This is a genomic window from Aquibacillus halophilus, assembly GCF_009649745.1.
Lineage (GTDB): Bacteria > Bacillota > Bacilli > Bacillales > Amphibacillaceae > Aquibacillus > Aquibacillus halophilus.
This window is the reverse complement of the sequence record NZ_WJNG01000016.1, coordinates 62236-83553: the sequence shown is the minus strand read 5'-3', so window position 1 is coordinate 83553 and position 21318 is coordinate 62236. Positions and strand designations below refer to the sequence as shown.

Below are 21318 nucleotides of genomic sequence, written 5' to 3'. Positions count from 1 at the left end.
CCTCCCTATTAACTAGTAGAAGTTTTATCTAACAGTTTAATCTAAACTATATACAAAAAAGAACGATGGATAAAAAATAATCCATCGTTCCTTTTTTTATTTAGTAATTAAAACCGGACATTTCACTCTCTTGGCCAATTTATGGCTAACACTGCCTAACACCATCGTTTGTAAGTTGTTTAAACCTCTACTCCCTACAACAACACAATTAAAGTCATGTTTATTTGCATAATCTACTATACTTGGTCCTGGTTCTCCATGTAGGATTTGAACTTTATAATCAATCTCTGAACTTTCTAGTAGAGTGAGAACTGGCTTTATCTTTTCTTGCCTTTCCCTTTTAACCTCATATTTGTCAACGTAGTGTAAAACATCTGATTTTGATGTTCTAGCATCTACTACATAAACAACATCCACTGTTCCATTAAATTGAATAGCAAGCTTTATTGCATGTTCAGCTGAACGGAGCGAATGTTCCGATCCGTCAGTTGCTAATAGGATTTTTTTAAACAAGTGCTTCACCTCTTATAATGTTCTACTTTAAGATCCAGTTCATTTAGTGGCCAGAAGCTTTTGAAAATCCACCAATCTGTTTTTTCAAGTGCTTACTTTCCTCATTCAATCCAGAATACGTTACATGAATATTATTCTGTTCAAACTTCATTTCAATTTTATCTAGTGCACCAATTGCTGAGTCATCCCATAAATGCGCGTAGGATAAATCAATTTCAACCTCTTTGACTGAATCACTGAAGTCAAACTTGTCTAAAAGATCATTTACAGATGCGAAGAAGATTTGACCGTTAACCTTGTAAACTTTTTTAGATCCTTCCAAAGCAACAATTTGAGTAACCTTCACTTTAGATATCTTAGATGCGAAGAAAATCGCGCTAAGTAGTACACCTGCTAGAACACCCTTAGATAAGTCGTGTGTTACTACAACAGTAACTACTGTAACCACCATAACTACTGCATCTGTTCTAGGTAGCCTATGGAGGTTCGTTAACGACGACCAATCAAATGTACCTATTGCAACCATGATCATCACACCAGCTAAGGCCGCCATAGGAATTTGAACTACTATACCACCTAAGACGATAATCAAAAACATAAGGAATAAACCCGCAACAAGCGAAGACAGTCTGCCTCTTCCGCCCGATTTCACGTTAATAACTGACTGTCCAATCATTGCACAGCCTGCCATCCCTCCAAAAAATCCTGTAACTACGTTTGCAATCCCTTGGCCACGACTTTCTCTATTTTTATTACTCTCTGTATCTGTCATATCATCAACAATATTAGCTGTTAATAAAGATTCCAACAAACCAACAATTGCTAATGCTAATGAATAAGGGAAAATAATTATTAATGTTTCGAGATTGAAAGGAATTGATGGGATTAGAAAAACTGGTAGCTGTTGAGTCAGATTTCCTAAATCACCAACCGTTCTAATTCCAATGTTACCAAAGACAGCTATTGCTGTTACTACAATGATGGCAACTAATGTGGAAGGAATCGCCTTTGTAATTCTAGGTAATAAATAAATAATAGCAAGAGTTAAACCTACAAGGGCATACATTACCCAACCTTCACCGACAAAATGCTGGAGCTGTGATGTAAAAATTAAAATAGCAAGCGCATTAACGAAGCCTACCATTACAGATCTTGGAACGAACTTCATAACACTAGCTAGTTTAAAAACCCCAAATAAAATTTGTATGATACCAGTTAGGATCGTTGCAGCAAATAAATACTGCAATCCATGATCAGCAATTAGTGTAATCATTAATAAAGCCATTGCTCCTGTTGCTGCTGATATCATGCCAGGTCTTCCGCCAACAAATGCAATGATAATTGCGATACAAAATGAAGCATAAAGACCAACCATAGGATCTACACCAGCTATAATAGAGAAAGCTATTGCTTCAGGAATTAAAGCCAATGCCACGACTATTCCTGCCAATACATCTCCTCTAATGTTGCCAAACCATTCTTGTTTTATTGTTTGTAAATTCAATTTTGCACCTCTTCTGTTTGTAGTATAGTAACTTTCGTCTCTCACAAAAGTTAATTCCGTTTTCAACAAGACGAATCATACCATATTAATTTGAACAACCAAAACTACAAGAAAACGTAATCATTGAGCACATTCTCTTAAATACTCTATCTTTCTCCGTAAAAGTACTTGATTTCACAAAATGGACAATAAGTTATATTTGAGTATAGTTGAGTATAATTGAGTAAGTTTATCTTTTGTTTTTTTATTAAAGTGATATGATTGTGGTATGATTTAGCTAAGGTTATCAGTTTGGGGGCGTTCTTAATGGAAAAAGAGATAATGACAGTTTCGCAAGTTGCTGAATATTTACAACTTAGTGAAATGACAACATATAAATTGGTACAGGATGCTAAAATTCCAGCCTTCAAAATTGGAAGACACTGGAGAGTAAAAAAAGAGGATTTAAACGAGTTTATCGAACGACTTAAAAACGGTGAAAAAATATAGCTTTATTAACACACAAAAGCCCTAAAGAGCTCGTTCTCTTTAGGGCTTTTGATTATCCATGATAAGTCCTATTTTTGCTTTTCCAAATAATCCACGATTCCCATTGAACATATTTGCATATCTAATTTTATATGCTTGTACACTTCATTACTCGCTTCAATCCCTTTATCACTCAAGAAGGTAGACACCACGAGGAGCAAACGTTCTGTGATAACTGCAATCTTTTTCTCTACCTGAGCATCTGGGTATTCTTCAATCACTTTTTCACCAGCATCAACAAATTTAGGTAACCAATATCTGATTTGCTCATAAATAGATTCAGGATTCTCAGACTTTCCGAAGTGACCAAAATAAATTATATCTACCCCTAATTGTTCAATTCGGTCCAATGATTTTAACATAGCATCGGGATTGAACTGATTCGGTGAAGTAGAAGGTAAAACAAATTCAAATCCGTAATCTTTTGTTTGTGGATAGAACACTCCGATTGTATCGCCTGTAAAAATACCATTACTATAGGAATCATAAATAGAAAAATGATGTTTAGCATGACCCGGTGTGTCAAAGAACGTTAGGGTGCGATTTTCTCCAATTGTTATTGTTTCTCCATCTTCTTTTGAAATTAAACGATTTTCTGGTACTGCTAAAATGGGATCAAATAGTTTGTCAAAGGAATTACCATAAACAGCTCTTGCCCCTTGAATTAACTTTGTCGGATTAGCAAGATGACGTTTACCTTTTGGATGGACAATCACTTTTGCGTTTGGACACTTTTCAAGCAAGAGTCCTACTCCTCCAGCATGATCTAAGTGTATGTGGGTAACGATTATGTACTTGATTTCTTTCAGGTCAATTTTCAAGACATCTAAACCTTTTAACAAGTAAGGAATAGATGGACTTGCACTTGTTTCTATGATCGCTAATTCATTTTCATGAAGGATATAAGAGCCAGTTCTTTTTTCCATACCCAAATCGTAAAGTTCAATTAACGAAATACTTCGTCCTAAATCTGTTGGTTTTGGCATAAAGTTTCACCTCAATTCTTTTAGTTTTATTTTATCAATAAACGTTTAGTTGCACATTAATATTCCAAATGTTTATCCATCCATTTCGAAGTAAATATCCATTTTCACCGACTAACCTCTGATATCTATAATTTTGCATTAAGATTTCTAACAATTAAAAAAGACTTTTGTATATTTATTATTTTTTTATAAAAACTACAGATATCCTAAATAAAATTAGGGTCTAACTAAATTGGAAGGATGATGTTTAGAATGAACAGACGAGGAATAATGAATTCAGTGTTAACTATAGGCGCAGCCGGTGCAGCTGCTTACGGCATTACTAGAGGTGTGCAAAATGGGACTTTTCAGCGATTACCTCAAACAATTAGTAATGCACTGGACAATTCACAAAGTGAACAACCCTTTCAAGATGTCGGAGCCAATCAAGTTGGTGGGCAAGGAGCAAATCCTATTCGAACTATAGCAGAACAAGAAGCAGAAAATAACAACGCTCATTTTGAACAATGGTAATAAACAAAATTTAAAGCTAATAATTTCATATTCGACTTTTACTTAAATTTAGAAGTCCAATTCCATTTTAAAAAATCGTAAAAACTTTTAGCTCATGTAAATAATTTAGCCATTAAGAAACACCGCTTGTTGTGGCGGTGTTTCTTAATGGTTAAATTATTGTTCTTCCATCAGGTTGTTAACTGAAATACTTTGCTTCATTTCTGGATTATCAAGTGGATGGACAGTTGCATTTCCAGTTTCTTGATCGACATGCTCAATATACATTTTCCCACCATTATAAGTTACATTAGCCATTGCTGGTGAAGAAGCAATCTCTTGTGCTCTTTTAGCATCCATGGTCAAGACCTCCTTTTGACCATATTTTTTGCCTTAAATTAACAAATATACAAGAAAAAAATAATGTTTTATAGATGTTCATAAATATAATGTTTCTCAATCTTAACCTTTTTTAAAAATTGTTCTAATTTTTTAATATAACTTGATTCCATTTATTTGCTATTTAGATTGTTGGTATAACGAGTGTGTTGACTTCAAAATATAAAAGGATTTTAATTCCTTTCTATTGAAAATAACCATAAATGGATGTTTTTTCTAATATATGTAAATTTCAGTCCCTATACTGAAGGAGTATTGCCATAAATGCTAATGTAAGCAGATAAACCTTAGAAATAAGAAAATCAATAAGTTGGTGAATTGACGATTGTAAATTTCAAGTACATGCCCAGCGACCTTCAAGGATTTGGCCCATTAACGATTCCATCTATTAATGGCGAATCCCCTTACTGGAACTCCTACTTAAGGTTACATGCTCGGCAAAACTCAAAGTTGAACTTAACAAAGTTTACAAAACGAAAAGGAAATAACGGGTGCTAGACCAATATGGATAATCATTCATAGGAAGGCTAGCACCTTTTCCGTTTAATATCCTCTCAAAGGATCCACATCATTTTTCAATTCACTATTTTTTTCAATTCTATCAAGAGTATCTAAAAAACAACTGACAGCCTCTTCAACTGTTGTAACTGCTGAAATATGAGGTGTTATCACTACATTATTGTGTTGCCATAACAGGTTATCTTTGGGCAGGGGTTCCTCTTTGAAGACATCCAAAACTGCCAATCTTATATTTTGTTTCTCTAAGGAGTTAAGTAAATCAGATTCAATCAATGAAGCTCCTCTACCAACATTTATAAAAACAGCATTATTTAATTGATCAAAGATTTTTTTTCCAAACAGCCCATCCGTGCTTTCTGTTAATGGCAGTGTGTTAATTAATAAATCTGTCTCACTAAACAGGTCAAATTCAGTGGTAGTAGAATAAACTTTACTAAAATAAGGTTTGTTTCTTCCACTTAATGAAACGCCGAAGACCTCCATGCCTAGTGATGAGAATAATTTCGCAATCTCCTGACCAATTTCTCCAGTCCCGTATACTACTGTTTTTTGACCATCAATTAGTTGTGGAGTAATCGGTTGCCACTTATTAGCTTTTTGTTGTTTTTGAAAAAGATCATGTTTCTGTAGATCCTTGAGGTAATAGCTTAAGCAGTATTGACTAATACGTTGGCCAAATGAACAAATTGTCCTGGTTAGTAATACATCATCTTTCCACTTCTTCTCATAGAGGAAACTATCTACTCCAGCTCCTAATGAATGAACCCATTTAATATTGTGAAACTCAAAGTTTGCTGTTGGCTTAAAATTCACATATGCATCCGCCCATTTCAAATCATCTGATGAAACGATTTCTTCATCAATAAAACGAAATGATTGTCGGTGCGAATCAATATTGATCGCTTTTTTAAACTCATTGTATAGTTTTCCAGTTACTAAAATATTTTTTATATCCATCATGTATCCCACCTAATTTAATTCTTGAATAACTAAATCATGCACTAGTAGTTTACTATCTATTATTGCAGCCATTTTAAGACTAGCATTATAGTATTAATCTACACAAATTTTTACCTTTTCCTGGATAGGGCTCGCATCAGATATGGAGTATCCCGAAGCACAAATACACTAACTTTAGTTGTAGACTTAAAAAAAGTGTTCAATCTTATTAAACCCTTATCCATGAGGAATAATAGGTTGTTTTTGTCGTGAGAGTAAATTGTCGTTCCATCTTTATTAGACTCAATTATTAAATACCATAGCAGTTTTTTCTGGGGAGTCGGCAAATTTTTTATTAATTCCCAAGTACTGACCTCTTCTTTAGGGATTTCATTAAGAATGACTTTTTCAATGCTAGCTTTATCCATTTCACCATTTCGATTATTGGTCCTTTCTCCCCTTAACAAGATACCCAATTCAGTAGGTTTATTACTCAACAGAACTCCCCCCTGCTACATCTCGATTATTTTCTTTACTCGGTTAACTTCGACAAATAGACCTTATCTCCTTCATCTAGTTCTAAGCTTATTAGAATTCTCTAGCTGATATAGGGCACTCATTAACATCAAAAAAGGCAAAATTATTAAAGAACACTTTCTGGGCGAATGCATAGTATAACAACGTGAGAGGTGGTGACAGCATGGAAAAACAGCGGTTGACTGAATATGCAGTCCAGGTGGAAAAAGAGGAATTTAAAAAGCGTCAGCGCAAAGCCAAATTTAAGCAATTACTTACTATTTCATCTCCAATTCTAGTATTAATGTTGTGGGAGTTGTTATCACGAACAGCACTAATTGATCCTCGTTTTTTTCCACCTCCAACCAAAATTTTAGCAACACTATATCAAATGGGTTTATCTGGTGAAATATTTACTCATATAGAAATCAGTTTACTTCGGATCTTTGCGGGCTTCTTATTAGGAGTGATACCAGCCATTATTGTCGGTCTACTTATGGGAATGTATTCTCCTATTCGCCATTTCTTTTCACCACTAGTAATGGCGTTTATGCCAATACCAACACTTGCCATGTTACCAATTATTTTAATCATATTTGGGATTGGTGAGTTTTCAAAAATGGTAACCATTGCGATTAGTGTCTTTTTCCCAGTAGTAATTAATACTGCTGCGGGTGTTATTAATATTGATAATATCTATATTGATGTAGCTAAAAATTACGGAGCCAATGCCAAGGATTTCTTTTTTAAAATTGCCTTACCTGGCTCGCTTCCGGTTATGTTAGAGGGTATTCAAATGGGGCAGGCGATTGCATTATTGACCATCGTTGCAGCTGAAATGATCGGTGCTAACTCAGGTATTGGTTATGTTATTTGGATGAACTATAAAGCCTTTTTACTTCCACAAATGTATGTAGGACTCGTGTTGATTTCGTTCTTTGGTTATCTCTTTTCTCTGATAATCCGTGGACTACAAAGTAAGTTAATACCTTGGAAGTAATGAGTCTGAAGGAAGGGAGTGTTTAGGTTTGACCAGTCAAGCAAAAATTGAACTAAATCAATTAACGAAAGTATTTTTTAAACGAAACGAAAGCGTAGAAGCGATCAAAAACATTTCTTTAACCATAGATGAGGGAGAATTCGTCTGTCTTCTCGGTCCTAGTGGCTGCGGAAAAACGACATTACTGAGAATTCTTGCTGGACTCGAAACACCTAGCACCGGCAATTTCCAAATCAATCAGGAGAATGCAGACAATCCTTTGCAATCAATGGTCTTTCAAGAACGGGGTGTGATTCCGTGGATGACAGTGAAGGATAATGTAGCTTTTGGTTTAAGGATGAGACACTTGCCAACTAGAGTGATCAAAGAGCGTACGGCATACTATTTGAAAAAGGTTGGCTTGGAGAACTTCGCCAATCTCTATCCCAAAGAACTGTCTGGGGGGATGAAACAGCGGGTAAGTATCGCAAGAGCTTTTGCTAATGACCCAGAAATATTGTTGATGGATGAACCATTTGCCGCTCTAGATGAACAGAACAAATTTATCCTCCAAGAGGAACTATTAAATATATGGCAAGAAACGAAAAAAACAGTGTTATTTATTACACATAGCATCGATGAAGCTATGCTCTTAAGTGATCGAATACTATTGATGAGTGCCCAACCTGGGCAAATAATCAAAGAGAAAAAGATTAATTTGCCTCGCCCCCGAACGATGGAGGATGTTCGTTCCAATGAAGAAATGGCCAAAGAGTTTGTTGATATATGGCAGCATCTCCAAACAGAAGTTCAAGGTTCACGTACACAATAAAGAGTGAAACTACAATCAGCGGAAGATTTATACCCAAAAATGAAAGTTAAACGAATTGTTATTTGGCTAGTACTCCTGCCAATTTGTTCTAATTTTAACCTAATACTTCTGAAAGGGGGAATCCTACTACTTCGAAAAGCGAGTTAATACGTGAATCTATTTAAATAGATATATACATTTATGAAGGGGAGATTGAAAAATGAAAAATAATGTAATGAAGTGGTTAACCATTCCGTTTCTTGTTTTACTATTAGCATTAACTGCTTGTAGCTCTAACACCACCACGGAACAAGAAGAGCCTGATACTGGTGATACCTCCACTGAAGAACCAGAGGAGCAAAGTTCTGAAACTGACGAAACGGAGGACAGTTCCAGTTCAGAGGAGGATCCATTAGCACCTTTGGAAGAAACGGCCAAAGTTGTTATTGCTGAGGATGGATCAGCATCAGGTGCTGGATTTTATATAGCAAAGGAAAAAGGCTATTTTGAGGACTATAACATCGAAATAGAATTTGCTACTTTTGGTAACAGTGATGAAATGTTACCCGCAGTTGCTGCAGGAGAGGTAGATGTTGCAGGTGGTATTTCCTCCGCATCGTTCTTCAACGCAATTGCACAGGGCATAGATGTTCGATTTATCGCTGATAAAGGACATAATGTTGAGGGCAGTTCTTATTTCACCTTTGTATTAAGAAAAGATTTACAGGATGAAATTACAAGCTACGAAGATCTTAAAGGTAAGAAGGTTGCTGTTTCTACCAAAAATGCTGTAGATGACTATATTTATCAATTGATGTTAGAGCACGCTGGGTTAACAAGAGATGATGTAGAGTTTGTATTATTGTCAGATTTCGGTAATATGATGTCAGCTTTAGGTAATAACCAGATTGATGCTGCATTACAAATTGAGCCATTGATTGCCCAAGGAATCTCAAATGATATTCACGTTCGCTTTGGTGATGCAACTGATTTTGCACCAAATGCACAGATTGCAATGGTACTTGGATCTCCAAAATTCCTAGGGGAAAAAAGAGAAGTCGCTAAACGCTTCATGGCAGCTTATCTAAAAGGTGTCCGTGATTATAATGATGCATTTGTCAAAGAAACAGGCAATAAAGATGAGATCATAGATATCATGACAATGCATACTGCAACAAAGGATCCAGAAGTATGGAAAAGTATTGGTGTAACTGGATTAAATCCAAACGGTGAAATGTTTACCGACGATATTAAAAATCAATATGAATTCTATAAAGAAAATGGAGCAATTACTGAGGAACTTGATTTTGATAAAGTTTTAGATACCTCCTTAGTCGAAGAAGTCGTTGAAATTATTGGGGAATATGAATAAAAGTAGTAGGGAATCTGATTGAGCAATCTCTGTTGACAACATCTCTCTCCATAACTTACTTTTCTCTTTGTTTGAATCGAGGGGATTGTTATCAACTTGTTTTTTGAACTCAAAAGCCCTGAATTAGAATGTCCTTAGTACATTCTAATTCAGGGCTTTTATTTTTCAGTCACTACATACAATTGGAACAATCATAGTCCCCCCACAACACAAAAACCTTTGACATATTGCAAAAAATACTGTAAATTATCAAATGGACGAACAATTATATTTAACCCAACTTTTATTATTCGTGTTTAGGAGTGTATATAATGGAAAATGCATTTGATTACGAAGATATTCAATTGATTCCTGCAAAATGTGTAGTAAACAGCCGTTCAGAGTGTGATACAACTGTAAGGTTAGGTGGACATTCATTTAAACTACCTGTTGTTCCTGCAAATATGCAAACGATTATAGATGAAAAAATCGCATTATATTTAGCTGAAAATAATTATTTTTATGTAATGCATCGCTTTCAACCTGAAAAAAGAATTACATTTATTCAAGATATGAAATCACGCGGATTAATCTCATCGATTAGTGTCGGAGTGAAAGAAGAAGAGTATAAATTCATAGAACAATTGGCGGAGTTACACCTTTCACCTGAATACATCACGATTGACATTGCTCATGGCCATTCCAATGCAGTGATTGAAATGATCAAGCACATTAAGAAACACTTACCTCTAAGCTTTCTTATCGCAGGTAATGTTGGTACTCCAGAAGCAGTAAGAGAATTAGAGCATGCTGGTGCCGATGCGACAAAAGTTGGAATTGGACCTGGTAAGGTTTGTATCACTAAAATAAAAACTGGCTTTGGTACTGGTGGTTGGCAATTAGCAGCCCTACGTTGGTGTGCCAAAGCAGCAAGTAAACCAATTATTGCTGATGGTGGTATTCGCACACATGGGGATATAGCTAAATCAGTAAGATTTGGTGCAACAATGGTTATGATCGGGTCACTATTTGCTGGTCATGAAGAATCTCCTGGGGAAACCTTTGAGAAAGATGGAAAGCTTTTTAAAGAGTATTTTGGTTCGGCTTCAGAGTATCAAAAAGGTGAAAAGAAAAATGTAGAAGGTAAGAAAATGTTTGTCGAGCATAAAGGATCTTTAAAAGAAACCCTGATAGAGATGGAACAGGATCTTCAATCTGCCATTTCTTATGCTGGCGGAGACAAGCTTGAAGCAATCCGCACGGTTGATTATGTCATTGTTAAGAATTCAATTTTTAACGGGGACAAGGTATATTAGGAAATTATAAAGTTAATAAAAATAACAAAGTGCCTTTGTAGTTAACTACGAAGGCACTTTGTTATTTTTGTCCACACATTAATTATTCTGCTAATCCTTGTGTATGTAAAAAGTCTACTAAATTGTTTAATGCCTCTTCCTCATCATGACCATTAACGCTAAGTTTAAAGGAAGCACCATGTTCTATTGCTAGGGACATGACACCCATAATTGATTTTAAGTTGGCTACCTTTTTACCATATTCTAATTTAATTTCGGAATTAAACCTATTTGCTTGTTGAATTAAGACTGTTGCAGGTCTAGCATGAATGCCTAATGGATCAATAACTTTAAACGTTTTTTCTACCATATTATAAATAATGCTCCTTCATAGGTGTTTTCATTTTTCATTATACCCAAAACATCCACAATCTCTAAGTAATCTGTTTAGCAAGTTTGGGTGGAGTACAAAAACAAATACTAGAAGCAAGAAGTTCGAAAGGAGCTCTCTAAGTGTCATTGGAAGCCTTTAACGAAATACTACCGAGTGGAATATTCCACTCGGTAGTATTTCGTTAATTATTAATATATTTCTCAAAAACATCTCCAAAATCCTTTTTATGGTATTGCTCCCGAACTGATTTCAACCATGAAAATCCATACTCTGTTAATTGTTTGTATTGATCTGCCAGTTGGGTTTCACTCGTTCTAGAGTTCTGTAAAACTGTGACAGCCTTATCCAGACTTTGCCCAGCCATTTCTAGCATCACATTATTTTCGTGGGTAATTTCAGAAATAAAGACTAACGCCTTATAAAGATCATTTAATTTTTCTATCTGTTTCTTATCAACATCGATACTAAAGCCTTCGTTTCCAAGTGAAAATTTGATTTCAATATCTAAATCCACTTTACCTGCTGTTTCTAAAAGAACGTTAGAAATCTTGTGCTGTGAATACGGGTAACGCTTTAGTGTACGCTTAGAAGAAATCGCATTTTCTCCATCCACATGGACAAAAGCTAAGTTAGTAAAACAGTACTCATCTGCTTTTGTCTTAATTAAAAAATAGATCTTTTCGTTATCTTCATGTCTTACGTAATCATCTGCATCTGTTTTATCAAAGTCGACAGGTTCAATAATTTTGCCAATATCGGAAAGTCCTAAAGCATCGGAAGCAAACTTCTTAAGCATGTGCATCTCCCCTTAAATTTTAATGTTATAACCCTATTCATTTTATCATATATGTTAGAATATTCGGTTATTTTTACAGTTAAAATGTAATTAATTTACATCTATATAAGAACGCACTTAGGTCAGACCTCCAATGAGTGGTGGTCTGGCCTAAATTTTTAAGACCAATATCATTTCAACTTGAAATTAGCTTCTCCAATACCCATTTCTGCTTCGACCATAATGACAACATCTGCTGTTTCATAAGCTTCATTCACATAGACGTTATCACCTTGAGAAATGAATCCTGTAAAATCAGCTGTCCCTATGCCTTTTTCAGACACAACCTTTACGCCAACATCTTTTGGAAGAATAACGGTTGTTTCTCCTATACCAGTATGAATAGTAGCGTCGAAACTTTCTTGCCAATCTCCACTTAGATCAACCTCAATGTCCCCTACTCCTGCATCTAAATTAAGTTCTGTTAACTGAATACCTCTTAAGTCCAATTTTGTATCTGAAGCACCTACATCTACTTGTAAATCCATTGGGATATCATCTGTTAACTGAAGATACCATCTGTTCTTGTGTTCTCCAAATTCTACGTTTAGATTTACATTTTTCTTTTGTTTAATAGAAGCTTTACCCGTTTTACCATCCAAATCATAGGAAACCTTTGGCTTTAACTTACTACTATTGTATTCAATTTCACCTGTGATCCAATCATTTGCACCACCTGTAACATGCATTTCACCTGCACCTAAATCTAATTCCATTTCAAGTTCAGTGGCTTGATCTTTTTTGACAACAATCTCGTCTTTTTCTATGTCACCAACAACAGCGTTAATTGGATTCAAAGAACCACAACCCACTACTGTTAACAATCCAAATCCTACGATACAACCTAACAATAATTGCTTTTTCATTTTAACTCCTCCAAATCACTTCTTTATATTCCTATCATAGAGGAATAATTAACCTTTCAAAACGTACTCCAGGAGTAATTATGTCTAAGACTTAAGACGTATATATCTTTAGCCTTTCATTACCAGTTGAAATAGTGGAATACTTTTTAGTTAGAAAGCTCAAACTAAATCTTATTATCAAGTGGAGGAATTTAAATGGAGAAAAATGAAAACAGAAAAAATGACATGCCCGATTTCGATTCTTTAGACGATCGAATAATTGTGGAACCTTCCAATAGTCCACGAATAGTTGCAAAGACCAACTTAGATGTGAAAACAAATAAAGACGAAAATCCCTATGCAACTGACAACGTTACTGATGATACGGAACAACGATTATTCAATGAATTTTTTGATGAAAGTTAGGACCTTTTTTAGCATCCTAAACCTTAGGGGGTGAATGTGTTGACCAAAAGAAGCGAAAATGTCGAACAGGACCCACACTTTGATGGGGAACAAGAGGGAATAATTTCTGATCCAGTTGGCAAAGAAATTGGTATCAAGGATGTAAAGAACAATTCAGCTAATCCTTTTCATGTGAAATCATTAAAGAAGGATCCCGAAATGGAAAAATTCAATCGAACACTAAAATAGAGTTTGAAAAATAAAAAATATTTTAATTATGCAAGGTACTTTCTCTAGGAAAGTACCTTGCATTTTTTATAAGACAACCAATCCAGCTATTGTTCGTGTCCTAGCTCCATTGTACTAGTTATCTCAATTTCTTTTAGAGCCTGTGTTGCTAGTTGGTCGGCTTCCCGGTTTTTCTTTCTTGAAACGGTGTTGTATTCTGGGGTAATTCCTAACTGCTCGAGTTTTACCTCAATTCGATCTGCCCATCTGTTTAACTCATCTTCTACACATGGCCATTCCCCAAGTAACTGGTTAATAACTACCTGAGAATCCCCAATAAATGTCACAGGTAGATGGTGAACACCTAAGAGCTCAAGTTCCTGTAACCCTAAATAAAATGCCGCGTATTCAGCCTCATTATTTGTGTTCAACTCTCCTACTAAAGCATTTTTCCGAAGGCGAAAAGACTTTCCATTCTGTTCATAATAAATAACACAACCTAAGCCAGATCTTTTTGTTCCTAAATCAAAACCACCATCAAAATACACAGTTGCATTATGTGGTTCAGTTTCAATTCCCTTCATATATTTCTTTAAATCTTTCATCGACCATGTTGTTTCATGACCATCCACAAACATCAGGTTTTTTGCTCGTCCGTTTTTTTCCAAATCTTCCGCAATTAGTATCGCTTTTTCCGCACGCATTATATCTGAGCTAAATATTGTTTCTGTTCCCTTTGGAGTTTTATATGTTAGTTCAATTCTAATATTCATAACAAACCATCCTTAATAAGTTTATTTATATTTATAATTGCGTAAACGATTCATACACACTCATAGTTTACCCCTATGTCTATTTTAATAACAAGTGGACAAGTGCCTTTCCGTGCCTCATTAATTATGAATATGTTATTAATGGGGGTCCCTATTAGAGATAGAAACTGTGAAAGGGGTGATAATGATTAAGGATTTATATGCGAAACAAAAAATGATAGAGGATAAGCTAGAGGATCTTGAATCAACAGCAGATGAAATTGAAGAATTTCTAAACACCAAAACTGGAAGTGAAGAAGTTAAGGATATTGTTGAACAGTTGATTAAAGACAAACAACTCGTTACAAAAGCAGACTTAGATTATTATCATGAAAAAATGGAAGTCTATGTTAAAAACACACAAGTAATGATGATAAAATGGGTGATTGGTACTGGCCTCAGTTCGATTGCTGCTATTACAAGCCTTATCAGAATCTTTAGTTAATTAGCCCCCAAAAACCATTTTTATTAACACTACTATTCACACCACATCAAAATAAAAGGCTGATATTTACTATTAGAAATGGACCCATTCAACACGGATTACACTACCTGTAGATCCGTGTTTTGTTGTATGTGATAATATTATTCCCTTTAAATAATTATATAGATAAAAGATAAAATCTTTAACCTCAGGAGTAGATAAAAATGGATAAACTCTAGTTTACTTCAGAAGATGTAAGACTTAAATCCTTATCCAAAACAGATCCAATTTTGGAAAAATTAATAAAGAGTAGGAACTATCTATATCCTTTAAATCAAAACCACTTCAATTCATTTGTGAATCAAATTATAGGCCAACAGTTATCATTAAAAGCAGCAAGCAGGAACTGTTACAACTAGAGTTGAAAAAATCTGGTACAATTTCAATCCTATGTTAATAAAAGGTATTAGTGATGAAGAAATAAGAAACGCTGGTGTCTCTTCACCAATTAATTCGGATACAAAAAAGCAGCATTCTGATGTTTTAGAATAAAAAACTAGCTATCTATATAATCGTTGATATTTAAACCAAATAACATCAGGCACGTTTTGTAGGAATATTCCGACAAAACGTGCCTGACATAATCTGTTAAAATGATTTATTTCTTAGTTTTCCATTGTTTTTAGAACGTTTTTTCGTTTTAGAAGAAGTGTTATCATCTTGCTTATAAGCCTTTAATTCCGTTGATAACTCCATGAACCAGCTATGATCCCTAGTGGATAGGGCCAAATCAATTAAGTCTTCAAGCTGTTTTTCCGTATTTTTAAAAGTAGTATCAATTTTCTCAATATCCTGTTCATCAAAACGTACAGTATTGCCAATGATTCGCTCGTTATCACTAACTACAACTTTTAAAACTACTTTTGAATTGTTTGGTTGGAAACTCTCCAAGTACCCATGTACCAGTTCTCCATTTTTTGAAACGCCCTTGACCCAATCTCCAACAGATAGATTTAACTTCTTATTGACTTCCATTAATTTCCCCTCCTCTAATTTTTAGAACTGAATTAATTAGTACAATGTACTTTCAAATCACAAAAATCGTCCTAATTCAAACAGATAGAGCAATCCTTTTTCCAATTGATCAGTAGCGGCAATAGTGAATGTCCTCTTTTCATATGTCCAAAAAGTTCTTTAGAACGGGACAGTAAAGTTTGCTCCTTTTGCAAATAGGCGTAATGTTTAGATATGCTTGAAGTAATATCCATTGTAAGCTCTACATTATCATCCATTAGGCGCTTGTAGCTAGATTCATCTATACGTACATATTTAATATTTGTCAGTGCTTCCGCATATATATTCTCCGAGGAGAATATCGAACGATCCCCGAAAAACTCACGTGATCCAATAACTTTCGTGATACAATTCTGTTGATTAACAAGTCTTACAAATCCTTCTGTTAAGTAGAATGCGGCATTCGTAGATTGCTCAGGTGTATAGATTCTTTCACTCTGGTTTTTTTGAACCGCAATGCCATATTCTTCTAAGTTCATTATGTCATTTTTTCTACCCTTTTGTTTCAAATCAAGAGCGATTGACTTCATCTACATCCCACCTTATCTGTAATATATTTTATTACATTTAAATTACCCCTTGTTAGCTTTAATTGATACTGCTTTACCTAAGGTGAACTATATATCTTTGACTTTGTATACTACATCTATAACAAACCCTAAGTCAAAAAATGGGCTTGTATTTATTGTTTTTGCTTAACCGAGTTTACAACATCCTCAATACTATATTGACCTAAAAATTGACCAAGGTGTTCTTCACCATCTGTAAAGATAGAATAAAGGACATTTTCTAAATTTGATCCTACCACACAACTGTCATTTACCTGTGGACATTTAGGCTGTAATGTTCCCTCTGATGTAAGCTGATAAATTTCCCTAAGAGTAACTACTTTTGGGTTCGATGAAAATATAAATCCACCGCCAGTTCCTTCCTTTGATTCAATAAATCCATGTTTACGAAGCAAACTTAACACCTTACGGATCCGAACGGGATGGACGGAAGCACTCGCTGCAATTGCATCACTTGAAGACATCCGGTCTGGTAGCGTGGCGAGCAACGTTAAACTATGAACGGCTAATGTAAAATCACTATTCATCAATTGCCCCTCCTATGTTGTTCTAGATGCTAAAGTGTATCAAGCATCATTCTAAGTCCAGTTAGAAAAAATCCGAATGAAGAGTACATAGCAAAATAAGTTTTAAACTGAACGATTAACTGAAATAATAATAGTTACAGTTTAAAATATCAAACCTCCTGCTCTTAGATAATCCGATACCGATTAGCAAGGCAATAGGTAATCCACTAAATATTTATCACTCAAATTCTACGAATGGACAAAAAATAAATTTAGTGAGAAGATAAAAAACATTGAACAGAGTGGGAAATTTATGATCCATCCGTTTTTGTATTTTTAAAGAAGTCTTTAACAAGGAGTAAAAATATGAACAAATATTGGTTATATGTTGTATTAGCAGCTCTTTTTGAAGTGTACTGGGTGGCTGGTCTCAAACATTCAGAAGGTATAACAGAATGGGGATTGACTATTATTGCAATTGTTGCAACCTTCATTCTTTTACCAGTTACTGCAAAGCATCTTCCCATTGGCACTGTTTATGCTGTTTTTGCAGGTCTTGGTACTGCAGGCACGGTCATTGTGGAAATTACTGTATATGGGGAACCATTCCATTTATTAAAAGTTATTTTGATTGGTACGCTTCTTATTGGAGTTATTGGATTAAAGCAGGTATCGAGTGAGCCTTCAAAAAGTAAAGGAGTTACATAATGGCTTGGTTAGCAATTATTATAGCGGGAATTTTAGAAGTCCTAGGGGTTCTAAATATAAAGAGATTGGCAATGGGCAAGCGTGATGCCTTGTTATATCTAATAATTACATTTGGATCAAGTCTTTCGCTTTTATCCTATGCTATGCAAACTTTACCCATGGGTACCGTTTACGGAATTTGGACAGGTATTGGCACAGTAGGTTCCACCATAATGGGAATGGTACTATACGGCGAGCCAAAAGAATGGAAAAGAATTTTATTTATTTCTATAATACTGTCATCAGCAGTGGGCCTTAAGCTAATCTCGTGACAACCTCTAACTTTATAATAGTTAGAGGATATCTACTATTAAGAGAATTTCTTTCAAATCATCAATAATAAAATCTGCTCCAATATCATCCCACTGAGATTCTTTTTTCCAAACCCCTATCATACCTATATTTTGTGCAGCTTCAACATCGTTTTCAGGATGGTCGCCGACAAATATACTTTCTATAGGAGAAACGTTAAGTTCTATTAAAGCCTTTTTAAAAAGTTCCGGTTCGGGATTTTTCATTCCTTCCCATTCAGATATAAGAATTGTTTTGAAATATCTATCAATACCTAAAGCTTTCACATTTTCCATTTGTAATAATACCAAGAATAAGGTTGTTTCCCTTCAGCTCCTCTACTAAACCATTTGATAAATCGCTCATACTGTTTTCTAATAAAAATTTTCACTGAAGCATCTCGATCTAAAAGTGTACCATCTAAATCAAATAGGACAGCCTTAATCATTACCTTCACTCCCATGCTATTGATGTTTTTTTAAAAGGGGCATAGCATGTTTGGCTTAGTAATTTTGAAATCTATCAGTAGTACCTACGATTGTTCTTCAAGCCCTTATCAAGAAGTTAAATCTTTCTCGAACATTATCATATCTACAGCTTTAATACCGTTTTCGAAAATAGGATTAGCATATTTTTCGAAAAAACCCCTCTTTATTTCAGTCATTCTAAAACCTGCCTTTTGATAGAAAATCAAATTACCAATGCTAGAATTAGCTGTTCCGACAACCATTTTATTAAAACCCTTTCTATTATAGATCTCAAATGATTCAGTTATCACTGTTTTGCCCATTCCTATACACCTATACTTACTAACTAATGCAATATTCTTTAATTCAACGACAAGGTCAGGATGAAAAGTAAATAGCATGATACCAGTTACATTATCTTCAAAGTGAATTAGATACATGTCACCATCTTTTATGTACTTATTAACCTCAACCAAACTATCATCAGCTAGCAGTAGATAATCGATATATCTTGACCTATTCTCTAGTGAAACTTTTTCCAGTCTTATCAAATTTCTCATAGAATAATCCCCAATACATTTACAGTGTTTGGAAATACAATTTTTAATTTGTTAACTGTAATTTCAATAACTCCTACTAAACCAATTAATTGATTGATAACCTCATATATTTTAATCCACATATCAGCCACTCCTTCCTTTTGGATTAAGTCAAGCTCTTGATTAGATATCACGATATTCCGAAATTTTAAATTATAATCTAATCTTAATTCCTAATAAGAAGGAATTAACAATGTAAAAAGCTAATATTTATATGATACTAACTATTATTAGGGGGAGAATAATGCTGAAATTTTTTGAGTATAATTGGCAAGTCAGAGATGAGTGGTTTAATTGGTGTAACCAACTAACAGCCGAAGAGTTAGTTAAAGACCGTATCGGTGGAGTTGGAAGCATCTTATATACACTTTTTCATATTGTTGATGTGGAGCATAGTTGGATTCGTCATATCCAAGGTAAAGAAAATATAGACATTGAGTTTACTAAATATAATACCCTTGAGAAAGTCAACTATCTTTCAGATACTTTTCGTATTGATATAGCTGATTTTTTACAAACCTACATGAATCAAACAAAAAACGAACTTGTTTCAGTACCTTGGGGTGAGGAATTTACTAAGGATGAACTAATTCATCATATAATTGCTCATGAGATTCACCATATTGGACAACTTTCTGTGAGAGCAAGAGAATTAGAACTAAATCCAGTATCTGCTGATTTTATTAGAAGAAAATTTAAATCTGTCGATTCATATTAAATAACAATGAAACGTAACTCATCAATATGGGTGTTTAGTATTTCCTCTATCAAATTGTCATAAACATTAAGACAAATCTTCCTTATTGCAATTATGTAATTTAAAATATGTAAAAACTACTAAGAATAAACCAAAGCCCATTAGTATCCCTCCAACAACTAAAAAAATATTTATATAGCTTTCCAGGATGACTAGATAAGTAGAGGTATCAGCCGAACCTTGATTACTCAACCACGTACTTGCAAGAGAAGATCCGAAATAAACACTTGAAAATAGCGCTATTAAGCCAATTATACCGATAAAAGTTCCTAAATAAATTACACCACGTAACTTTTCTCTTGTCATACTATTAATCCTCCCCTAATAAGTATGTTCGACTATTTCTGTAACAACAAATTTAAGTCACAGTATATTTAATTCAACGAATTTGAACATTTTCCTTTTAAATAAAGCCAATCCATTTAGAGGTATAGCGAGTATTCAAACATCTGTGGTGACCTTCTTTTTTTGTATCTTCATAATTTTACACATATCCCCACAAGTATAAAGTGGTTAGCTTATAGTTTTCCTATATATAATATTTGTCATTGTGAGGGATTGAGAAATATTTAAATTTTCTATTTCATTGATAAATATCACATCATATATTGACCCTGTATTATAAAATAGTATTATCTTTAGAATCAGTGGAGGAGAACAATGGATCAGTTTTATTATTATTTAGTATTTATACATATCTTTTCAGCAATTTTAGGAATGGGGCCTGGGTTTATCTTAACAATGATCCCGAAAACTGCTACAAACCTATCTGAATTAAAGCATGCATACGCAATTAGACATAAATTACACATTTTTGTCATGATAGGGGGGACTTTACTTCTAGTAACAGGGCTATTAATGGGAGTGCTTAGACCATATTTATTTCAGATGGGATGGTATGTTACCAGTCTTATCTTATTCTTAATCGCCCTTGCGATGGGACCACTCGTATTAAAACGTTACTTCAACCCCATAAAAGAATTATTGATGTCCACTAGTGGAGAGAAGATACCCAAAGAATATAACCACTTATCCAAAGTGTTATTTGGGTTTGAGCACTTGGAGAATTTAATCTTTATCATAATTATTATCCTGATGATTTTAAAACCTTTTTAAGAGTTTGTTAAATAAACCTTTAAAATACTAGAAAAGTAATATCCTTTTAGTAAATGTCGTGGAAATTAATTCAAAACAAAAAAGTAAGATGCTAATAAATAGCGCCTTACTCTTTGTTTTTTGGTATAACTATTTCTAAAGTTTTTTGCTTCTTGCCAGAAGGCTTTTGTTTCTCACTAATTGAATAGCTAATATTATCAATAGCTATAGTATTAGGTAAGTCTAAACTTAAATGATATTGTTCTTCTTTTTCCTCAATTTTCGGATAAAGATTTGAATAAGTTGAATTAAACTGTTCCATGTAGCTTGTTAGATCTTCACTCGGAATTTTTTTCGCCTCGGAAAACGGATTAAAGTTAGAAAAGAAGTTTTCAAATTCCTGCCAATTTGGTTTCTTTTGATTTGTCATTAAAACTC

At 34.3% G+C, this 21318-nt stretch carries 30 protein-coding genes and 1 pseudogene; 13 read left to right on the top strand and 18 right to left on the bottom strand.

Annotated features, from left to right (window positions below; translation table 11 throughout):
• Positions 1–96 precede the first annotated feature (96 nt).
• Together GH741_RS17955 and GH741_RS17950 are read right to left on the bottom strand one after the other, a co-directional pair.
• Positions 97–513, bottom strand: a complete 417-nt coding sequence (locus tag GH741_RS17955) for a universal stress protein (RefSeq protein ID WP_153738144.1) — start codon at positions 511–513, stop codon at positions 97–99.
• Between the two features lie 43 nt (positions 514–556).
• Positions 557–2017, bottom strand: a complete 1461-nt coding sequence (locus GH741_RS17950) for a SulP family inorganic anion transporter (RefSeq protein WP_153738143.1) — start codon at positions 2015–2017, stop codon at positions 557–559.
• Between the two features lie 306 nt (positions 2018–2323).
• Here GH741_RS17950 and GH741_RS17945 point away from each other — a divergent pair, with 306 nt between their 5' ends.
• The gene (locus GH741_RS17945) at positions 2324–2506 is read left to right on the top strand and encodes a helix-turn-helix domain-containing protein (RefSeq protein ID WP_153738142.1); all 183 of its coding nucleotides are present in this window, start codon (positions 2324–2326) and stop codon (positions 2504–2506) included.
• Between the two features lie 68 nt (positions 2507–2574).
• On the opposite strand, the gene GH741_RS17940 is transcribed toward GH741_RS17945, so the two are convergent.
• Positions 2575–3531 carry an MBL fold metallo-hydrolase gene (locus GH741_RS17940; RefSeq protein ID WP_153738141.1) on the bottom strand — a complete coding sequence of 319 codons (957 nt, stop codon included), beginning with the start codon at positions 3529–3531 and terminating at the stop codon, positions 2575–2577.
• Positions 3532–3783: 252 nt separating this feature from the next.
• Between GH741_RS17940 and GH741_RS17935 the strand changes: the two genes are divergently transcribed.
• Positions 3784–4044: a hypothetical protein gene (locus GH741_RS17935; RefSeq protein WP_153738140.1), complete on the top strand. Its 261-nt coding sequence runs from the start codon at positions 3784–3786 to the stop codon at positions 4042–4044.
• 156 nt (positions 4045–4200) lie between these two features.
• On the opposite strand, the gene GH741_RS17930 is transcribed toward GH741_RS17935, so the two are convergent.
• The 3 genes from GH741_RS17930 to GH741_RS17920 all read right to left on the bottom strand — a co-directional run bounded on the left by GH741_RS17930 (position 4201) and on the right by GH741_RS17920 (position 6377).
• The gene (locus GH741_RS17930) at positions 4201–4383 is read right to left on the bottom strand and encodes a small acid-soluble spore protein H (RefSeq protein WP_153738139.1); all 183 of its coding nucleotides are present in this window, start codon (positions 4381–4383) and stop codon (positions 4201–4203) included.
• Between the two features lie 582 nt (positions 4384–4965).
• The gene (locus GH741_RS17925; RefSeq protein WP_153738138.1) at positions 4966–5898 is read right to left on the bottom strand and encodes a D-2-hydroxyacid dehydrogenase; all 933 of its coding nucleotides are present in this window, start codon (positions 5896–5898) and stop codon (positions 4966–4968) included.
• A 113-nt stretch (positions 5899–6011) separates the two neighbouring features.
• Positions 6012–6377, bottom strand: coding sequence for a hypothetical protein (locus GH741_RS17920; protein ID WP_153738137.1), 366 nt, complete (start codon positions 6375–6377; stop codon positions 6012–6014).
• 203 nt (positions 6378–6580) lie between these two features.
• Between GH741_RS17920 and GH741_RS17915 the strand changes: the two genes are divergently transcribed.
• The 4 genes from GH741_RS17915 to guaC all read left to right on the top strand — a co-directional run bounded on the left by GH741_RS17915 (position 6581) and on the right by guaC (position 10853).
• Entirely contained in the window at positions 6581–7396 is an 816-nt protein-coding gene (locus GH741_RS17915; protein ID WP_153738136.1) for an ABC transporter permease, read from the top strand.
• A gap of 28 nt (positions 7397–7424) precedes the next feature.
• Entirely contained in the window at positions 7425–8207 is a 783-nt protein-coding gene (locus GH741_RS17910) for an ABC transporter ATP-binding protein (RefSeq protein ID WP_153738135.1), read from the top strand.
• 199 nt (positions 8208–8406) lie between these two features.
• On the top strand, positions 8407–9558 hold the full coding sequence (locus GH741_RS17905) for an ABC transporter substrate-binding protein (protein ID WP_240795557.1): 1152 nt from the start codon (positions 8407–8409) through the stop codon (positions 9556–9558).
• A 311-nt stretch (positions 9559–9869) separates the two neighbouring features.
• The gene (guaC, locus tag GH741_RS17900; protein ID WP_153738134.1) at positions 9870–10853 is read left to right on the top strand and encodes a GMP reductase; all 984 of its coding nucleotides are present in this window, start codon (positions 9870–9872) and stop codon (positions 10851–10853) included.
• A gap of 82 nt (positions 10854–10935) precedes the next feature.
• Here guaC and GH741_RS17895 read toward each other — a convergent pair whose 3' ends face one another.
• The 3 genes from GH741_RS17895 to GH741_RS17885 form a co-directional block, all read right to left on the bottom strand.
• Positions 10936–11202: a phosphocarrier protein HPr gene (locus GH741_RS17895; protein WP_153738133.1), complete on the bottom strand. Its 267-nt coding sequence runs from the start codon at positions 11200–11202 to the stop codon at positions 10936–10938.
• A gap of 205 nt (positions 11203–11407) precedes the next feature.
• The gene (locus GH741_RS17890; protein WP_153738132.1) at positions 11408–12022 is read right to left on the bottom strand and encodes a PH domain-containing protein; all 615 of its coding nucleotides are present in this window, start codon (positions 12020–12022) and stop codon (positions 11408–11410) included.
• Between the two features lie 170 nt (positions 12023–12192).
• The gene (locus GH741_RS17885) at positions 12193–12927 is read right to left on the bottom strand and encodes a toast rack family protein (protein WP_153738131.1); all 735 of its coding nucleotides are present in this window, start codon (positions 12925–12927) and stop codon (positions 12193–12195) included.
• A 195-nt stretch (positions 12928–13122) separates the two neighbouring features.
• Here GH741_RS17885 and GH741_RS17880 point away from each other — a divergent pair, with 195 nt between their 5' ends.
• Both GH741_RS17880 and GH741_RS17875 read left to right on the top strand, forming a co-directional pair.
• Positions 13123–13332, top strand: coding sequence for a hypothetical protein (locus GH741_RS17880; RefSeq protein WP_153738130.1), 210 nt, complete (start codon positions 13123–13125; stop codon positions 13330–13332).
• Positions 13333–13371: 39 nt separating this feature from the next.
• Positions 13372–13560, top strand: coding sequence for a hypothetical protein (locus GH741_RS17875; protein ID WP_153738129.1), 189 nt, complete (start codon positions 13372–13374; stop codon positions 13558–13560).
• 86 nt (positions 13561–13646) lie between these two features.
• Here GH741_RS17875 and GH741_RS17870 read toward each other — a convergent pair whose 3' ends face one another.
• On the bottom strand, positions 13647–14312 hold the full coding sequence (locus GH741_RS17870; RefSeq protein ID WP_153738128.1) for a ribonuclease H family protein: 666 nt from the start codon (positions 14310–14312) through the stop codon (positions 13647–13649).
• Between the two features lie 184 nt (positions 14313–14496).
• Here GH741_RS17870 and GH741_RS17865 point away from each other — a divergent pair, with 184 nt between their 5' ends.
• A complete protein-coding gene (locus tag GH741_RS17865; RefSeq protein WP_153738127.1) occupies positions 14497–14796 on the top strand; it encodes a hypothetical protein in 300 nt (99 codons plus the stop codon).
• A gap of 627 nt (positions 14797–15423) precedes the next feature.
• Here GH741_RS17865 and GH741_RS17860 read toward each other — a convergent pair.
• The 3 genes from GH741_RS17860 to GH741_RS17850 all read right to left on the bottom strand — a co-directional run bounded on the left by GH741_RS17860 (position 15424) and on the right by GH741_RS17850 (position 16945).
• On the bottom strand, positions 15424–15810 hold the full coding sequence (locus tag GH741_RS17860; protein WP_153738126.1) for an IDEAL domain-containing protein: 387 nt from the start codon (positions 15808–15810) through the stop codon (positions 15424–15426).
• Positions 15811–15881: 71 nt separating this feature from the next.
• Complete coding sequence (locus tag GH741_RS17855) at positions 15882–16379, bottom strand: cyclic nucleotide-binding domain-containing protein (protein ID WP_153738125.1); 498 nt, start codon at positions 16377–16379, stop codon at positions 15882–15884.
• Positions 16380–16531: 152 nt separating this feature from the next.
• Entirely contained in the window at positions 16532–16945 is a 414-nt protein-coding gene (locus GH741_RS17850) for an RrF2 family transcriptional regulator (RefSeq protein WP_153738124.1), read from the bottom strand.
• 345 nt (positions 16946–17290) lie between these two features.
• On the opposite strand from GH741_RS17850, the gene GH741_RS17845 reads away from it, so the two are divergent.
• Together GH741_RS17845 and GH741_RS17840 are read left to right on the top strand one after the other, a co-directional pair.
• Entirely contained in the window at positions 17291–17632 is a 342-nt protein-coding gene (locus GH741_RS17845; RefSeq protein ID WP_153738123.1) for a DMT family transporter, read from the top strand.
• A complete protein-coding gene (locus tag GH741_RS17840; protein ID WP_153738122.1) occupies positions 17632–17943 on the top strand; it encodes a DMT family transporter in 312 nt (103 codons plus the stop codon). Before GH741_RS17845 ends, GH741_RS17840 begins: the two co-directional genes overlap by 1 nt.
• A gap of 21 nt (positions 17944–17964) precedes the next feature.
• Here GH741_RS17840 and GH741_RS17835 read toward each other — a convergent pair.
• From GH741_RS17835 to GH741_RS22180, 3 genes and pseudogenes are all read right to left on the bottom strand, one after another.
• Positions 17965–18410, bottom strand: a pseudogene (locus GH741_RS17835) (HAD family hydrolase).
• Positions 18411–18518: 108 nt separating this feature from the next.
• A complete protein-coding gene (locus GH741_RS17830) occupies positions 18519–18989 on the bottom strand; it encodes a GNAT family N-acetyltransferase (RefSeq protein WP_153738121.1) in 471 nt (156 codons plus the stop codon).
• Positions 18986–19111 (bottom strand): hypothetical protein, encoded by a 126-nt coding sequence (locus GH741_RS22180; protein ID WP_276608245.1) that lies wholly within the window; start codon positions 19109–19111, stop codon positions 18986–18988. The genes GH741_RS17830 and GH741_RS22180 overlap by 4 nt, the downstream gene beginning before the upstream one ends.
• Before the next feature lie 161 nt (positions 19112–19272).
• Between GH741_RS22180 and GH741_RS17825 the strand changes: the two genes are divergently transcribed.
• On the top strand, positions 19273–19746 hold the full coding sequence (locus tag GH741_RS17825; protein WP_153738120.1) for a DinB family protein: 474 nt from the start codon (positions 19273–19275) through the stop codon (positions 19744–19746).
• A 66-nt stretch (positions 19747–19812) separates the two neighbouring features.
• Here the strand turns inward: GH741_RS17825 and GH741_RS17820 are convergent, their stop codons facing one another.
• Positions 19813–20091 (bottom strand): hypothetical protein, encoded by a 279-nt coding sequence (locus GH741_RS17820; protein WP_153738119.1) that lies wholly within the window; start codon positions 20089–20091, stop codon positions 19813–19815.
• Positions 20092–20445: 354 nt separating this feature from the next.
• On the opposite strand from GH741_RS17820, the gene GH741_RS17815 reads away from it, so the two are divergent.
• The gene (locus GH741_RS17815) at positions 20446–20901 is read left to right on the top strand and encodes a DUF2269 family protein (RefSeq protein WP_153738118.1); all 456 of its coding nucleotides are present in this window, start codon (positions 20446–20448) and stop codon (positions 20899–20901) included.
• Between the two features lie 106 nt (positions 20902–21007).
• Here GH741_RS17815 and GH741_RS17810 read toward each other — a convergent pair whose 3' ends face one another.
• Positions 21008–21310, bottom strand: coding sequence for a hypothetical protein (locus GH741_RS17810; RefSeq protein ID WP_153738117.1), 303 nt, complete (start codon positions 21308–21310; stop codon positions 21008–21010).
• Between the last annotated feature and the right edge of the window lie 8 nt (positions 21311–21318).

Bases quoted from the DNA above. Each gene is read 5' to 3' on its own strand.
- GH741_RS17860 (WP_153738126.1), bottom strand. From the start codon at position 15,810: ATGGAAGTCAATAAGAAGTTAAATCTATCTGTTGGAGATTGGGTCAAG.
- GH741_RS17825 (WP_153738120.1), top strand. From the start codon at position 19,273: ATGCTGAAATTTTTTGAGTATAATTGGCAAGTCAGAGATGAGTGGTTT.
- GH741_RS17815 (WP_153738118.1), top strand. From the start codon at position 20,446: ATGGATCAGTTTTATTATTATTTAGTATTTATACATATCTTTTCAGCA.
- GH741_RS17830 (WP_153738121.1), bottom strand. From the start codon at position 18,989: ATGAGAAATTTGATAAGACTGGAAAAAGTTTCACTAGAGAATAGGTCA.
- GH741_RS17855 (WP_153738125.1), bottom strand. From the start codon at position 16,379: ATGAAGTCAATCGCTCTTGATTTGAAACAAAAGGGTAGAAAAAATGAC.
- GH741_RS17850 (WP_153738124.1), bottom strand. From the start codon at position 16,945: ATGAATAGTGATTTTACATTAGCCGTTCATAGTTTAACGTTGCTCGCC.
- GH741_RS17840 (WP_153738122.1), top strand. From the start codon at position 17,632: ATGGCTTGGTTAGCAATTATTATAGCGGGAATTTTAGAAGTCCTAGGG.
- GH741_RS17820 (WP_153738119.1), bottom strand. From the start codon at position 20,091: ATGACAAGAGAAAAGTTACGTGGTGTAATTTATTTAGGAACTTTTATC.
- GH741_RS17930 (WP_153738139.1), bottom strand. From the start codon at position 4,383: ATGGATGCTAAAAGAGCACAAGAGATTGCTTCTTCACCAGCAATGGCT.
- GH741_RS17810 (WP_153738117.1), bottom strand. From the start codon at position 21,310: ATGACAAATCAAAAGAAACCAAATTGGCAGGAATTTGAAAACTTCTTT.
- GH741_RS17895 (WP_153738133.1), bottom strand. From the start codon at position 11,202: ATGGTAGAAAAAACGTTTAAAGTTATTGATCCATTAGGCATTCATGCT.
- GH741_RS17905 (WP_240795557.1), top strand. From the start codon at position 8,407: ATGAAAAATAATGTAATGAAGTGGTTAACCATTCCGTTTCTTGTTTTA.
- GH741_RS17935 (WP_153738140.1), top strand. From the start codon at position 3,784: ATGAACAGACGAGGAATAATGAATTCAGTGTTAACTATAGGCGCAGCC.
- GH741_RS17890 (WP_153738132.1), bottom strand. From the start codon at position 12,022: ATGCTTAAGAAGTTTGCTTCCGATGCTTTAGGACTTTCCGATATTGGC.
- GH741_RS17845 (WP_153738123.1), top strand. From the start codon at position 17,291: ATGAACAAATATTGGTTATATGTTGTATTAGCAGCTCTTTTTGAAGTG.
- GH741_RS17880 (WP_153738130.1), top strand. From the start codon at position 13,123: ATGGAGAAAAATGAAAACAGAAAAAATGACATGCCCGATTTCGATTCT.
- GH741_RS17940 (WP_153738141.1), bottom strand. From the start codon at position 3,531: ATGCCAAAACCAACAGATTTAGGACGAAGTATTTCGTTAATTGAACTT.
- GH741_RS17865 (WP_153738127.1), top strand. From the start codon at position 14,497: ATGATTAAGGATTTATATGCGAAACAAAAAATGATAGAGGATAAGCTA.
- GH741_RS17925 (WP_153738138.1), bottom strand. From the start codon at position 5,898: ATGGATATAAAAAATATTTTAGTAACTGGAAAACTATACAATGAGTTT.
- GH741_RS17870 (WP_153738128.1), bottom strand. From the start codon at position 14,312: ATGAATATTAGAATTGAACTAACATATAAAACTCCAAAGGGAACAGAA.
- GH741_RS17885 (WP_153738131.1), bottom strand. From the start codon at position 12,927: ATGAAAAAGCAATTATTGTTAGGTTGTATCGTAGGATTTGGATTGTTA.
- GH741_RS22180 (WP_276608245.1), bottom strand. From the start codon at position 19,111: ATGTGGATTAAAATATATGAGGTTATCAATCAATTAATTGGTTTAGTA.
- GH741_RS17945 (WP_153738142.1), top strand. From the start codon at position 2,324: ATGGAAAAAGAGATAATGACAGTTTCGCAAGTTGCTGAATATTTACAA.
- guaC (WP_153738134.1), top strand. From the start codon at position 9,870: ATGGAAAATGCATTTGATTACGAAGATATTCAATTGATTCCTGCAAAA.
- GH741_RS17915 (WP_153738136.1), top strand. From the start codon at position 6,581: ATGGAAAAACAGCGGTTGACTGAATATGCAGTCCAGGTGGAAAAAGAG.